This is a genomic window from Paracoccus denitrificans, assembly GCF_900100045.1.
GTDB classification, from domain to species: domain Bacteria; phylum Pseudomonadota; class Alphaproteobacteria; order Rhodobacterales; family Rhodobacteraceae; genus Paracoccus; species Paracoccus denitrificans.
Window position 1 is genome coordinate 1 of the sequence record NZ_FNEA01000032.1, and the last position, 12268, is coordinate 12268.

The 12268-nt window shown below is 67.4% G+C and carries 15 protein-coding genes; 8 read left to right on the top strand and 7 right to left on the bottom strand.

Annotated features, from left to right (window positions below; all coding sequences use genetic code 11):
- Both BLT64_RS21195 and groL read left to right on the top strand, forming a co-directional pair.
- On the top strand, nt 1-270 hold a 270-nt coding region (locus BLT64_RS21195), incomplete at its 5' end, for a co-chaperone GroES (RefSeq protein WP_074810630.1).
- 40 nt (nt 271-310) lie between these two features.
- A complete protein-coding gene (gene groL / locus BLT64_RS21200; RefSeq protein ID WP_011749890.1) occupies nt 311-1948 on the top strand; it encodes a chaperonin GroEL in 1638 nt (545 codons plus the stop codon).
- Between the two features lie 244 nt (nt 1949-2192).
- Here the strand turns inward: groL and BLT64_RS27000 are convergent, their stop codons facing one another.
- The 4 genes from BLT64_RS27000 to BLT64_RS21215 form a co-directional block, all read right to left on the bottom strand.
- Nucleotides 2193-2342 carry a hypothetical protein gene (locus BLT64_RS27000; protein ID WP_157137453.1) on the bottom strand — a complete coding sequence of 50 codons (150 nt, stop codon included), beginning with the start codon at nt 2340-2342 and terminating at the stop codon, nt 2193-2195.
- Nucleotides 2343-2503: 161 nt separating this feature from the next.
- On the bottom strand, nt 2504-2713 hold the full coding sequence (locus BLT64_RS21205) for a hypothetical protein (protein ID WP_041530381.1): 210 nt from the start codon (nt 2711-2713) through the stop codon (nt 2504-2506).
- Nucleotides 2714-2769: 56 nt separating this feature from the next.
- Nucleotides 2770-2976 carry a cold-shock protein gene (locus BLT64_RS21210; RefSeq protein ID WP_041530380.1) on the bottom strand — a complete coding sequence of 69 codons (207 nt, stop codon included), beginning with the start codon at nt 2974-2976 and terminating at the stop codon, nt 2770-2772.
- Between the two features lie 190 nt (nt 2977-3166).
- Nucleotides 3167-4981: an ABC-F family ATP-binding cassette domain-containing protein gene (locus BLT64_RS21215; protein WP_011749888.1), complete on the bottom strand. Its 1815-nt coding sequence runs from the start codon at nt 4979-4981 to the stop codon at nt 3167-3169.
- 147 nt (nt 4982-5128) lie between these two features.
- Here BLT64_RS21215 and aqpZ point away from each other — a divergent pair, with 147 nt between their 5' ends.
- The 5 genes from aqpZ (at nt 5129) to recR (ending at nt 9089) form a co-directional block, all read left to right on the top strand.
- Nucleotides 5129-5815 (top strand): aquaporin Z, encoded by a 687-nt coding sequence (gene aqpZ, locus BLT64_RS21220; protein ID WP_011749887.1) that lies wholly within the window; start codon nt 5129-5131, stop codon nt 5813-5815.
- A gap of 194 nt (nt 5816-6009) precedes the next feature.
- A complete protein-coding gene (locus BLT64_RS21225) occupies nt 6010-6306 on the top strand; it encodes a DUF2218 domain-containing protein (RefSeq protein ID WP_011749886.1) in 297 nt (98 codons plus the stop codon).
- Between the two features lie 59 nt (nt 6307-6365).
- A complete protein-coding gene (locus BLT64_RS21230) occupies nt 6366-8144 on the top strand; it encodes a DNA polymerase III subunit gamma/tau (protein ID WP_011749885.1) in 1779 nt (592 codons plus the stop codon).
- A 3-nt stretch (nt 8145-8147) separates the two neighbouring features.
- The gene (locus tag BLT64_RS21235; protein ID WP_011749884.1) at nt 8148-8489 is read left to right on the top strand and encodes a YbaB/EbfC family nucleoid-associated protein; all 342 of its coding nucleotides are present in this window, start codon (nt 8148-8150) and stop codon (nt 8487-8489) included.
- Nucleotides 8490-9089 carry a recombination mediator RecR gene (gene recR / locus BLT64_RS21240; RefSeq protein WP_011749883.1) on the top strand — a complete coding sequence of 200 codons (600 nt, stop codon included), beginning with the start codon at nt 8490-8492 and terminating at the stop codon, nt 9087-9089. It abuts the gene before it with no gap.
- A gap of 105 nt (nt 9090-9194) precedes the next feature.
- Here the strand turns inward: recR and BLT64_RS21245 are convergent, their stop codons facing one another.
- Both BLT64_RS21245 and BLT64_RS21250 read right to left on the bottom strand, forming a co-directional pair.
- A complete protein-coding gene (locus BLT64_RS21245) occupies nt 9195-9641 on the bottom strand; it encodes an Hsp20 family protein (RefSeq protein WP_011749882.1) in 447 nt (148 codons plus the stop codon).
- Nucleotides 9642-9876: 235 nt separating this feature from the next.
- Nucleotides 9877-10119, bottom strand: coding sequence for an HP1242/YdcH family protein (locus BLT64_RS21250; protein WP_011749881.1), 243 nt, complete (start codon nt 10117-10119; stop codon nt 9877-9879).
- A gap of 92 nt (nt 10120-10211) precedes the next feature.
- On the opposite strand from BLT64_RS21250, the gene BLT64_RS21255 reads away from it, so the two are divergent.
- The gene (locus tag BLT64_RS21255) at nt 10212-10994 is read left to right on the top strand and encodes a DUF599 domain-containing protein (RefSeq protein ID WP_011749880.1); all 783 of its coding nucleotides are present in this window, start codon (nt 10212-10214) and stop codon (nt 10992-10994) included.
- On the opposite strand, the gene BLT64_RS21260 is transcribed toward BLT64_RS21255, so the two are convergent.
- Entirely contained in the window at nt 10905-12101 is a 1197-nt protein-coding gene (locus tag BLT64_RS21260; RefSeq protein ID WP_011749879.1) for an MFS transporter, read from the bottom strand. The genes BLT64_RS21255 and BLT64_RS21260 overlap by 90 nt on opposite strands.
- Between the last annotated feature and the right edge of the window lie 167 nt (nt 12102-12268).

Consider the following 12268-nt stretch of genomic DNA (forward strand, 5'->3'; position numbering starts at 1 on the left):
CATGACCGTGTTCTGGTCCGTCGCGTCCAGTCGGACGAAAAGACCAAGGGCGGGCTGATCATCCCCGACAGCGCCAAGGAGAAACCGGCCGAGGGCGAAATCATCGCCGTTGGCGAAGGCGCGCGCAAGGATTCTGGCGAACTGATCGCGCCCGCGGTCAAGGCCGGCGACCGGGTGCTCTTCGGCAAATGGTCGGGCACCGAGGTCACGGTCGACGGCGAAGAGCTGCTGATCATGAAGGAAAGCGACATCCTGGGCATCATCGCCTGATCGTCCCCTTCCGATAACCCATTCTAGGAGCGATTTCGAAATGGCTGCGAAAGAAGTTAAGTTCAACAGCGACGCGCGTGACCGGATGCTGAAGGGCGTGAACATCCTGGCCGATGCGGTCAAGGTGACGCTTGGCCCGAAGGGGCGCAACGTGGTGATCGACAAGTCCTTCGGGGCGCCGCGGATCACCAAGGACGGCGTCTCGGTCGCCAAGGAGATCGAGCTTTCCGACAAGTTCGAGAACATGGGCGCGCAGATGGTGCGCGAAGTCGCGTCGCGCACCAATGACGAGGCCGGCGACGGCACCACCACCGCCACCGTTCTGGCCCAGGCCATCGTGCGCGAGGGCCTGAAGGCGGTTGCCGCCGGCATGAACCCGATGGACCTCAAGCGCGGCATCGACGTGGCGACCGCCAAGGTGGTCGAGGCGATCAAATCCGCCGCCCGCCCGGTGAACGACAGCTCGGAAGTGGCGCAGGTCGGCACCATCTCGGCCAACGGCGAGAGCTTCATCGGCCAGCAGATCGCCGAGGCGATGCAGCGCGTCGGCAACGAGGGCGTGATCACCGTCGAGGAAAACAAGGGCATGGAGACCGAGGTCGAGGTCGTCGAAGGCATGCAGTTCGACCGCGGCTACCTCTCGCCCTATTTCGTGACCAATGCCGACAAGATGATCGCCGAGCTGGAGGATGCCTACATCCTGCTGCACGAGAAGAAGCTCAGCTCGCTGCAGCCGATGGTGCCGCTGCTGGAATCGGTGATCCAGTCGCAGAAGCCGCTGCTGATCGTGGCCGAGGACGTCGAGGGCGAGGCGCTGGCGACGCTGGTCGTGAACAAGCTGCGCGGCGGGCTGAAGATCGCCGCCGTCAAGGCTCCGGGCTTCGGCGACCGCCGCAAGGCCATGCTGCAGGACATCGCCATCCTGACCGGCGGCCAGGTGATCTCGGAAGACCTGGGCATGAAGCTTGAGAACGTCACCATCGACATGCTGGGCCGGGCCAAGAAGGTCTCGATCAACAAGGACAACACCACCATCGTCGACGGCGCCGGCGAGAAGGCCGAGATCGAGGCGCGGGTGTCGCAGATCCGCCAGCAGATCGAGGAGACCACCTCGGACTACGACCGCGAGAAGCTGCAGGAGCGCGTGGCCAAGCTGGCCGGCGGCGTCGCCGTCATCCGCGTCGGCGGCATGACCGAGATCGAGGTCAAGGAGCGCAAGGACCGCGTCGACGACGCGCTGAACGCGACCCGGGCGGCGGTGCAGGAAGGCATCGTGGTCGGCGGCGGCGTGGCGCTGGTGCAGGGTGCCAAGGTGCTCGAGGGCCTGAGCGGCGCGAACTCGGACCAGGATGCCGGCATCGCCATCATCCGCCGCGCGCTGGAGGCGCCGATGCGCCAGATCGCCGAGAATGCCGGCGTCGACGGCGCCGTGGTGGCCGGCAAGGTGCGCGAGTCCTCGGACAAGGCCTTCGGCTTCAACGCCCAGACCGAGGAATATGGCGACATGTTCAAGTTCGGCGTCATCGACCCGGCCAAGGTGGTGCGCACCGCGCTGGAGGACGCCGCGTCCGTGGCCGGCCTGCTGATCACCACCGAGGCGATGATCGCCGAAAAGCCCGAGCCCAAGGCCCCCGCAGGCGGCATGCCCGACATGGGCGGCATGGGCGGCATGATGTAAACAAGCCCACAACCGGGTGAAAAAAGCAGGCCGCCCCAAATGGGGCGGCCTTTGTAATGGCAAGCAAGGGGAAATGCGACGGGCGGCGATCGTTGCCCGGGCTTGCCCCATGATCGGAAAACCGCCGTGACCCGACATCTGCCCTTTTGACAAGAACCGATCACGGTCGAAAACCTGCCGTCGAAAGATATATCCGATCCGCGCGAGCCGTTGAAATTCCCGGGTCTCGCGTCTGGTTTTTCTGTCAGGACCCGGCCGCTTCCTTGCGACTGCCTTCGGCAACCGCCACGGTTTCGCCCTGCTTGTTCAGGAACATGATCGCCAGCCGGCGCCTGTCCTGGTGCTTTTGCGTGATCCTTCTGCGGTTCGCGCGTCTGTTCGATGTTCTGGCCATTCTTCAGTCTTTCTTTTTTTGGTTATTGGGCAGCCCCGCCCGGCTTCCGGCCGGATGACCGGACAGAATTCCGACGGAACGAGCCGCGATGAGATTGTCTGCAAAAACCGAGCCTGCCGACGCGAGCAAAAGCCGACGCGAGGCCCGTGATGTCTATGCGCCTATGGCTTGCGCTTTTTGGGCGAAGATGCGCCCTTGCCGGTTTCGGACGCTTCCTTGGCCAGCCGCGCCGCGCGCAGGTTGGCGGTCAGTTCCCGACGGCGTTCGGCCTGCTCGCTGATGATCAGCTTGGCCTCCTGCGTCGTCCGGTCCATCGCGGTCAGCGGTGCCGGCGCGCGAAAAAGTTCCTTCAGCCTGTCCTTGGGTGCCATGCGGACCTCCGGGAAGGGATAGGTCCGACCAGGATCGGTCGGACCTGCTGTCGAAATCAGGCCAGCGCCAGATCGCGCGCCGATTGACGGCCGTCGCGGCCGGTCTCGATTTCGAAGCTCACGGCCTGGCCGTCAGCGAGGTGGCTGATATTGGCCCTTTCCAGCGCCGAGATGTGCACGAACACATCCTTGCCGCCGTTCGCGGGGGCGATGAAACCGAAGCCTTTGGTGGCGTTGAACCATTTCACGGTGCCATTGGCCATCGTGATATCTCCTTCAGATGATGTCGCCCACGACATTGCGGCGACCCGGCCTAGTCAGATCGAAACACAGTCTGAAGCCGGGAAGGAGACAGGATGCGAAGAAATAACGTAGCCCCCGCAAGATGGGGCAGCTCGGGCCAAAATGCAAGGCCCGAGGCGATCTTTCCCAGCCAGGCGGGTCAAGAATCGCTCAGCCCTGGTCCTTTTCTGCCAGTTCCAGCCATTCCTCCTCGGCCGCGGCCAGTGCGTTCTGGCGCTCGGCCAGGCCTTCGCTGGCCTTGGCGAACTTGGCCGGGGCGGTCTGGAACAGGTCGGGCTGGGCCAGGAATTCGGCCAGCTTGCCGATCTCGGCCTCCAGCCGCTCGATGATGGCGGGCAGCGTCTCCAGGCGCTTTCTTTCGCTGAAGCTCAGGCCGGTGCGCTCTGCCCTGGGCCTGGGGGCGGGCTTGGCCGGCGAGGACGCGATAGGCTTCGGCACCTCGGGCGCAGGCGACGCCTCGGGGCGTTGCGCACGATAATCCGACCAGCCGCCGGGATAGATCGTGGCGCAGCCGTCGCCCTCCATCGCCACGGTGGTGGTGGCCACGCGGTCGATGAAGTCGCGGTCGTGGCTGACCAGCAGCACGGTGCCGTCGTAATCGCCCAGGATGTCCTGCAGCAGGTCCAGCGTCTCGACGTCCAGATCGTTGGTCGGCTCGTCCAGCACCAGCAGGTTCGAGGGCCTGGCCATGATCCGCGCCAGCAGAAGCCGCGCCTTTTCCCCGCCCGAAAGGCTGCCAACCGGGGCGCGGGCCTGCGCCTCGTCGAACAGGAAATCCTTGAGATAGGCCACGACATGGCGCGGATTGCCGCGCACCATGACCTGGTCCGACCGTCCCGAGACCCGCATGGACGGATCGCCCGCCAGCGCGTCCCACAGCGTCACCGTCTCGTCGATGGCCGAGCGCGCCTGGTCGAAGACCGCGATCTCCAGATTGGTGCCGTGCTTGACGGTGCCGGTATCGGGGGCGATCTCGCCGGTCAGCATCTTGATCAGCGTGGTCTTGCCGGCGCCGTTCGGGCCGACGAAGGCCACGCGGTCGCCGCGCAGCACCCGCAGGTCGAAGGGTTTCAGGATCACCCGCTCGCCGAAGGACTTGGAAATCCCCTTGGCGTCGATCACCCGCTTGCCCGATTGCGGCCCCGCGTCCAGTTCCATCGCCGCAGTGCCCTGGCGGCGGATCTGGCCGGCGCGTTCCTCGCGCAGCGCGGCCAGTGCGCGCACCCGGCCCTGGTTGCGCTTGCGCCGGGCGCTGATGCCCTCGACCGCCCAGCGGGCCTCGGCCTTGATCTTGCGGTCGAGCTTGTGGCGGGCCTCGTCCTCGGCCGCCCAGAGCGTTTCGCGCCAGTCCTCGAAATGCTCGAAGCCCTTGTCCTGCCGGCGCACCTCGCCGCGGTCGATCCACAGCGTCGCGCGCGTCAGCGCCCGCAGAAAGGCCCGGTCGTGCGAGATCAGCACGAAAGCCGTCCTGGTCGTCGAAAGCTGATCTTCCAGCCAGCCGATGGCTTCGATGTCCAGGTGGTTCGTCGGCTCGTCGAGCAGCATCAGCTCGGGCGCCTCGGCCAGCAGCCGGGCCAGCGCCGCACGCCGCCGCTCGCCGCCCGAAGCGGTGGCGACCGGGCGGTCGGGGTCGAATTTCAGCCCCTCGGCCGCCATCTCCACGCGGTAGCCTTCGCTGTCGCCAAGGCCGGCGCGGGCGAAGTCGCCCAGCGTGGCAAAGCCCGACAGGTCGGGATCCTGTTCCATATAGCCGACATGGATGCCGGCAGGTGTGACGACCTCGCCGCTGTCGGGCTCGACCAGCCCGGCCATGACCTTCATCAGCGTGGACTTGCCCGAGCCGTTGCGGCCGACCAGCGCCAGCCGGTCGCCTTGCTGGACGGTCAGGTTCAGCCCGTCGAAGACGGGATTGCCGCCGAAGGTCAGGGAGATATCGGTGAGTTGCAAAAGCGGTGCGCGTGCCATGGCCCGCAGATAGGCCGCGCCGGGGCGGCGGTCAACGGGCAGCGCCCGGGTGCCGCAAGGGAATTGCCGGCCCAGCCATCATGAGAGATTGACAATCCGGTTCCCAGGTAGACCGTTGCTCCACTCGTCTCAGTGAACAGGTTTACAATGCAAAAGAAACTCCTGGCCGAAGGCATCGGCACGTTCTGGCTCGTGTTCGGCGGCTGCGGCAGCGCCGTCCTCGCGGCGGCTTTCCCAGAACTCGGAATCGGTTTTGCTGGCGTCGCCCTGGCCTTCGGCCTGACGGTGCTGACCATGGCCTATGCGTTGGGCGGCATCTCGGGCGGCCATTTCAACCCGGCGGTCTCGGTGGGCCTGACGGTCGCGGGGCGCTTTCCGGCGGCAAGCCTGCTGCCCTATATCCTCGCCCAGCTTGCCGGCGCCATCATCGCCGCCGTCATCCTTTACCTGATCGCCAGCGGCAAGGCCGGCGTCGATCTGGGCGGGTTCGCCGCCAACGGCTATGGCGAGCATTCGCCGGGCGGCTATCCGATGTTCTCGGCGCTGCTGATCGAAGTCGTGCTGACGGCCGGCTTCCTGATCGTGATCCTGGGCGCCACCCATGGCCGCGTGCCGGCGGGCTTCGCCCCGCTTGCCATCGGCCTGGCGCTGACGCTGATCCACCTGATCTCGATCCCGGTGACCAACACTTCGGTCAACCCGGCCCGCTCGACCAGCCAGGCGCTTTTCGCCGGGGGCTGGGCGCTGCAACAGCTCTGGCTGTTCTGGGTCGCGCCGATCGCCGGCGCCGTCCTGGGCGGCCTTCTGTGGAAGGTGGTGGGCGAGCACGACTGAGGACACGCCCCAAGACACTCACCGGGGGCATCCCTTGCGGGATTGCCCCCAACGGCACCCGGCAGCGATTGCATGCCCCGGCATCGTGCCTATATGCACGGGGCGCGGGCCCTTGCCCGGCGGACCTCCGGTCCCGAACCATCCCAATCCGTCCGCCAGCCGCCCGCCAGCCGGACCTGCAAGACAGGAAAGACATGTCACAAACCGTCATTCTTTCGACCTGCCGCGTGGCGACGCCGAACGGCAGCCGCTATCTGCAACAGCTCTGCAAGCATTGGGCCCACAAGTTCGAGGTCGAGTTCGACCCCGGCCACGGCCGCATCGCCATGCCCGAGGACCGCACGGTCACGCTGACGGCCACGCCCGAGGCGCTGGAGATCCGGCTGGAAGCGCCCGAGGAAACCACCGCCCACATGCGCCACATCGTGGACAGCCACATCGCCCGCTTCGCCTTCCGCGAGGAACTGGCCTTCGACTGGCAGCCTGCCTAAGGGCGGTTGCCGCCCCCCGCCAGCGCCGCTAATCTGCGCCGGTCAACAAGGGCCGGACGATGAGCGAGAGCGAACGGAACTATCAGGTGCTGGCGCGGAAATACCGCCCCGAGACCTTCGCCGACCTGGTCGGCCAGGACGCGATGGTGCGGACGCTGAAGAACGCCTTCGCGGCAGACCGGATCGCGCAGGCCTTCGTGATGACCGGCATCCGCGGCACCGGCAAGACCACCACCGCCCGCATCATCGCCAAGGGCCTGAACTGCACCGGCCCCGACGGCCAGGGCGGCCCCACGACCGAGCCCTGCGGGGTTTGCGAGCATTGCGTCGCGATCTCCGAGGGCCGCCATGTCGACGTGATGGAGATGGACGCGGCTTCTCGAACCGGCGTCAACGACATCCGCGAAATCATTGAATCGGTTCACTATCGCGCGGCTTCGGCCCGCTACAAGATCTATATCATCGACGAAGTCCACATGCTCTCGACCAGCGCCTTCAACGCGCTTCTGAAGACGCTGGAGGAGCCGCCGCCGCATGTGAAGTTCATCTTTGCCACCACGGAAATCCGCAAGGTGCCGGTGACGGTTCTGTCGCGCTGCCAGCGCTTCGACCTGCGCCGCATCGAGCCCGAGGTGATGATCGCGCTGCTGCGCCGCATCGCGACGACCGAAGGCGCCCAGATCACCGACGACGCGTTGGCGCTGATCACGCGCGCCGCCGAGGGCTCGGCCCGCGACGCGACCTCGCTTCTGGACCAGGCGATCAGCCATGGCGCGGGCGAGACGACGGCGACGCAGGTTCGCGCCATGCTGGGGCTGGCGGATCGTGGCCGGGTGCTGGACCTCTTCGACATGATCCTGCGCGGTGCCGCGGCCGAGGCCCTGGCCGAATTGCAGGCGCAATATGCCGATGGCGCCGACCCGATGGCGGTCTTGCGCGACCTGGCCGAGATCACGCATTGGGTCTCGATCGTGAAGATCACCCCCGAGGCGCTGGACGACCCGACCATCGGCCCGGATGAACGCGCCCGCGGGCAGGCCATTGCCGAAAAGGTGCCGATGCGGGCGCTGACCCGGCTGTGGCAGATGCTGCTCAAGGCGCTGGACGAGGTGGGCCAGGCCCCCAACGCGATGATGGCGGCCGAGATGGCGATCATCCGCCTGACCCATGTCGCCGACCTGCCCGACCCCGAGACGCTGATCCGCAAGGTGCAGGCCAGCGCCGCGGCGGGCGAATTCAGCCGCAACGCCGCCCCCTCCGCCGCGCGCGGCGAAGCGCCGCCCCGGGCCGCCGCCCCCCGCACCCCCGTGGCAGTCCGCCAGGACGGCAGCGCCGCGGCGCTCGCGGTCTCGCCCGATGCGCTGGCGGGGTTTCCCGATTTCGAATCGGTGATCGAACTGATCCGGCGCATGCGCGACATGAAGCTGCTGCTGGATGTCGAGGATCACCTGCGCCTCGTGCGCTATTCGCCCGGCCGGATCGAGTTCCAGCCGACCGACAAGGCCCCGCGCGACTTCGCCCAGCGGTTGGCGGAGCGGCTGCGCGGCTGGACGGGCGGCCAACGCTGGGCCGTGACCGTGACCTCGGAGGCCGGCCGGCCCACGATCAGCGAGCAACGCGCGGCGCGCGAGGCCGAGGCCCGCGCCCGCGCCATGCAGAACCCGACCGTGCAGGCGATCTTCGCCGCCTTCCCCGGCGCGAAGATCACGCAGATCCGGCCCATCCCGGCGCCGGCCGCGGTTGAAATGCCCGCGGGCGAGGATACATCCCCGCATGAGCTGACCGAAGGCCCGGTGGCCGAGGTCGAGGAATGGGACCCCTTCGAGGACGAGGATTAGGCGATGTTCAAGGGCCTTGGCGATATGGACCTGTCGAAAATGATGGAAGCAGCCCAGCAGATGCAGGGCAAGATGGCCGAGATGCAAGAGGGGCTGGCTCGCCTGACCGTCACCGGCGAGGCCGGGGCCGGACTGGTCAAGGCCACGGCGACGGCCAAGGGCGAGCTGACGGCGCTCGACATCGACCCCTCGATCTTCAAGGCCGAGGACAAGGAGGTGGTCGAGGACCTGATCCTCGCCGCGATCAAGGACGCGCAGCGCCGCGCCCAGGACAAGGCCGCCGAGGAAATGGCCCGCCTGACCCGCGAGCTCGGCCTGCCCGGCGACATGAAGATGCCCTTCTGAATGGCCGCTGCCGGCGACGAGATCGAGACGCTGATCGCCACCATGGCGCGCCTGCCGGGGCTCGGCCCCCGCTCGGCGCGGCGCATCGTGCTGCACCTGATCCGCCGCCGCACCGGACAGATGGCGCAATTGGCGGGGCTGATGGCCAATGTGGCGGAGCATGCCCGCGAATGCCTGGTCTGCGGCAACGTCACCGGCTCCGACATCTGCCCGATCTGCGAGGACCCGGATCGCGCCACCGGCGAGATCTGCGTCGTGACCGACGTGGCCGACCTCTGGGCGCTGGAACGCGGCCGCGCCTTTCACGGCCGCTACCATGTGCTCGGCGGCAGCCTCTCGGCACTGGACGAGGTCGGACCCGAGGACCTGCGCATCCCGCAACTCATCGCCCGCATCGCCGAGGAAGGCATCACCGAGGTCATCCTCGCCCTCTCGGCCACGGTCGAGGGCCAGACCACGGCGCATTACATCGCCGAGGCGCTGGCGCCGACTGGCGTCGCCGTCACCGGCCTGGCGCAAGGCGTGCCGATCGGCGGCGAACTCGACTATCTGGACGACGGCACCATCACCGCCGCGCTGCGCGCCCGCCGCAAGCTCTGAAGGGACTCTGAAAAGACAACGGGCGCGACCCTGCGGCCACGCCCTGCGTTTTCCGTTTTCCAAATACCCCGGGGTCCGGGGCAGAGCCCCGGTCCGGCCGTGCCGTCAGGCGTCCAGCTTTTCGACCGCCTTGGCCGGTTTCGCGATCTCGATGCGGCGCGGTTTCAGCGCCTCGGGGATCTCGCGCACCAGGTCGATGTTCAGCATGCCGTCCTCGTGGCTCGCACCGCTGACGCGGACATGATCGGCCAGGGTGAAGCGGCGCTCGAATGCACGGGTCGCGATGCCGCGATGCAGATAGGTGCGGCTCTCGTCCTCGGCGGCCTTCTTGCCCGAGACGATGACGGCCCCGTCCTTGACCTCGACGGTCAGGTCGTCGGCGGAAAAGCCGGCAACGGCAAGCGAGATGCGATAGGCATTCTCGCCGGTCTTTTCGATGTTATAGGGCGGATAGCTGGCGATATCGGCCGACAGGGCACGATCCATGACATCGGCCATGCGGTCGAAGCCGACCGAGGCACGATAAAGCGGGGTCAGGTCGAAGTTGCGCATTTTTCGCATCCTTTCTCAAGCGATACAAAGGCTTGCCCCCCGATCCGGGCGGGCAGGTCCGTCGGTGCCGCAAGGGCCCTCCGACAGCGTTGAGGTAGGAATGCGCCCGATGGCTTTCAAGTCCCCGCCGCGACCCCGCGGGGCGGCCGGACCAGGGCGCGCGATGCCACCGCGCGCCCGACGTTCATCACGCCCCCCAAATGGACCGCCTGACGGCCCCGGGGCAGGCGCCACATCAGGCGCGCGCGCCGGCCAGCATGCGGGCAATCTCGTCCTTCAGCGCGGCGCGCTGCTTGCGCAGGGCGATCTCGGCCTCTTCCGACATCGGCGTATGGCGGCTTTCGGCCCCCGCGACCTGATCGTTGATCTCGTCATATTCCTCGAGCAGGCGCGCGAAATGCGCATCCGAGACCTTCAACTCGTGGATGCGCGCGGCGTCGTTGGGAAATTCCTCGTGGATGGCGTGGGGTGCTGCCATTGTCTTTACTCCGGAACAAAGTTGACCAGCCTGCTGGATAGCCGCCGGGACAGTGGCTGGCAACATCCGGACCGCAAGGGTAGAATCGCGCCATGGACCCGAATACATCCCTGCCCGGCCCGCCGATCTTCGACCCCGCCATCTTCGGCCCCCTCTCGCTGGCCGACCTCGCAGCCCTGCTATGGCTGTTCCTGGCTTGGTTCGGCATCGGCTGGATCACCGAGCATCCGCCCCGGGCCCATCCTTCGGTCACGGTGCTGATGAAGGCGCATCGCCGCGAATGGATGCGACAATTCATCACACGCAATCCGCGCATCTTCGACAGCGCCATCCTGACCACGCTGCGCGAGGGCACGTCCTTCTTTGCCTCGGCCTGCCTGATCGCGGTGGGCGGCGGGCTGGCGCTGATCGGCAATACCGACCAGCTTGCCGGCGTGGCGCGGCAGTTCGACCTGGGCCATGTGCCGACGCTGAAATGGGAAATCAAGATCGTCGTGGTGCTGTTCTTCGTGGCCAACGCGCTCTTGCGCTTCGTCTGGTCGCACCGGCTGTTCGGCTATTGCGCGATCATCATGGCCTCGGTCCCCAACGAGCCCGAAGACGCACGCGCCATGCCGCTGGCGATGCAGGCGGCCGACATCAACATCACCGCGGCGAAAAGCTTCAACTCGGGGCTGCGCTGCGTCTATTTCGCGCTGGGGGCACTTGGCTGGCTGGCAGGACCGCTGGGGCTGTTCCTTGCCACCAGCTATGTGCTGCTCATCTCGTGGCGGCGGGAATTCGCGTCACACTCGCGCCGGGCGATCATGCAGTTGGTACCCGGAGAGACGGGCCTGCCGCCAGGCAAGGCCGAGGGCGAGCAGACCGGCCCCTGACAGCGCCACCGCCACCAGGCCCGAGGAACGCCAGCCCCAGCCCGCCGCCAGCGCCAGCCCGGCCAGCCACGGCCCCAGCGCATTGGCGGCGTTGAAGGCCGCATGGTTCATCGCCGCGGCCATGCTTTGCGCCTCGCCCGCGACATCCATCAGCCGGGTCTGCAAGGGCACCACCATGCCCGAGCCCAGACCCAGCAGGAAGGACGAGACCAGCATCAGCCCCCAATTGCCCACCGCCCAGGCCGCAAAGCCCTGGGTCACGGCCATGAACAGCATCAGCCGCAAGGCCGCGCCCCAGGTGCCGTGCCGGATGGTCAGGCGGGCGGCCAGAATGCTGCCTAGCGTGCCGCCGATGCCAAAGGCCGAAAGCGCAGCCGGTATGGCCCAGCCCGGCGGCTGGGCCGTCGCCAGCATCGCGGCGGAAAGATAGGAATAGACCGCGAAAAGCCCGCCGAAGCCGATGGCGCCGACCAGCAGGATCAGCATGACCGCCGGATTGCGCAGCGCCCTCAGTTCGGCCAGCGGCCGCGCGTCCTTGGGCGCGCCGACCCGGGGCGCCAGCCGCAGGATCAGCCAGCCCGCCAACAGCGCCAGCACGCCGGGCAGCGCGAAACCCCAGCGCCAGCCGAAGCCCTGCCCCAGGATACCGGCCAAGGGCACCCCGGCGATATTGGCGATGGTCAGCCCCAGCAGCACCTGCGTCACGCCCTTGGCACGCTGTTCGCGCGGCAGGGCATCGGCGGCAAACAGCATGGCCACGCCCAGAAAGCCGCCATGCGGCAAGCCGGCCAGAAAGCGCATGCCGACCAGCGTGCCGTAACCCGGCAGCACCGCCGCCAGCAGGTTCATCGCGCCATAAACCGCGATCAGCGCCGCAAGATAGCGCCGCCGCGGCAGCCGCGCGCCCAGGATCGAGGTGACGGGCGCCCCCACGACCACGCCAAGCGCATAGGCGGAAACCACATGGCCCGCCTGCGGCTCGGTGATGCCGAGGTCGCTGGCATACCAGGGCAGCAGCCCCATGGCGGCGAATTCCGAAGTGCCGATGGCAAAGGCGCCAAGGCCAAGGGCAAGGATGGCAAGCTTGAGATTGGGCTGCGGCGACATGGCGGCACCTTCGGGCTGGCGGATGGGGGAAACAGGCCCGCTAGCGTTAACAGATGCGACCATATGTCGCCAAGCCGCCCGCCGCGAAGCCCTGACATGCAAAGGGCGCAAGGCTCCGACGCCGCGCCGGCCCGCGTCTTCTTCGTTCCTCAAATACTCGAATCCCG

What these genes read in the sequence shown, in the direction of transcription:
- groL (WP_011749890.1), top strand. Translation starts at nt 311, where the DNA reads ATGGCTGCGAAAGAAGTTAAGTTCAACAGCGACGCGCGTGACCGGATG.
- BLT64_RS27000 (WP_157137453.1), bottom strand. Translation starts at nt 2,342, where the DNA reads ATGGCCAGAACATCGAACAGACGCGCGAACCGCAGAAGGATCACGCAA.
- BLT64_RS21205 (WP_041530381.1), bottom strand. Translation starts at nt 2,713, where the DNA reads ATGGCACCCAAGGACAGGCTGAAGGAACTTTTTCGCGCGCCGGCACCG.
- BLT64_RS21210 (WP_041530380.1), bottom strand. Translation starts at nt 2,976, where the DNA reads ATGGCCAATGGCACCGTGAAATGGTTCAACGCCACCAAAGGCTTCGGT.
- BLT64_RS21215 (WP_011749888.1), bottom strand. Translation starts at nt 4,981, where the DNA reads ATGGCACGCGCACCGCTTTTGCAACTCACCGATATCTCCCTGACCTTC.
- aqpZ (WP_011749887.1), top strand. Translation starts at nt 5,129, where the DNA reads ATGCAAAAGAAACTCCTGGCCGAAGGCATCGGCACGTTCTGGCTCGTG.
- BLT64_RS21225 (WP_011749886.1), top strand. Translation starts at nt 6,010, where the DNA reads ATGTCACAAACCGTCATTCTTTCGACCTGCCGCGTGGCGACGCCGAAC.
- BLT64_RS21230 (WP_011749885.1), top strand. Translation starts at nt 6,366, where the DNA reads ATGAGCGAGAGCGAACGGAACTATCAGGTGCTGGCGCGGAAATACCGC.
- BLT64_RS21235 (WP_011749884.1), top strand. Translation starts at nt 8,148, where the DNA reads ATGTTCAAGGGCCTTGGCGATATGGACCTGTCGAAAATGATGGAAGCA.
- recR (WP_011749883.1), top strand. Translation starts at nt 8,490, where the DNA reads ATGGCCGCTGCCGGCGACGAGATCGAGACGCTGATCGCCACCATGGCG.
- BLT64_RS21245 (WP_011749882.1), bottom strand. Translation starts at nt 9,641, where the DNA reads ATGCGCAACTTCGACCTGACCCCGCTTTATCGTGCCTCGGTCGGCTTC.
- BLT64_RS21250 (WP_011749881.1), bottom strand. Translation starts at nt 10,119, where the DNA reads ATGGCAGCACCCCACGCCATCCACGAGGAATTTCCCAACGACGCCGCG.
- BLT64_RS21255 (WP_011749880.1), top strand. Translation starts at nt 10,212, where the DNA reads ATGGACCCGAATACATCCCTGCCCGGCCCGCCGATCTTCGACCCCGCC.
- BLT64_RS21260 (WP_011749879.1), bottom strand. Translation starts at nt 12,101, where the DNA reads ATGTCGCCGCAGCCCAATCTCAAGCTTGCCATCCTTGCCCTTGGCCTT.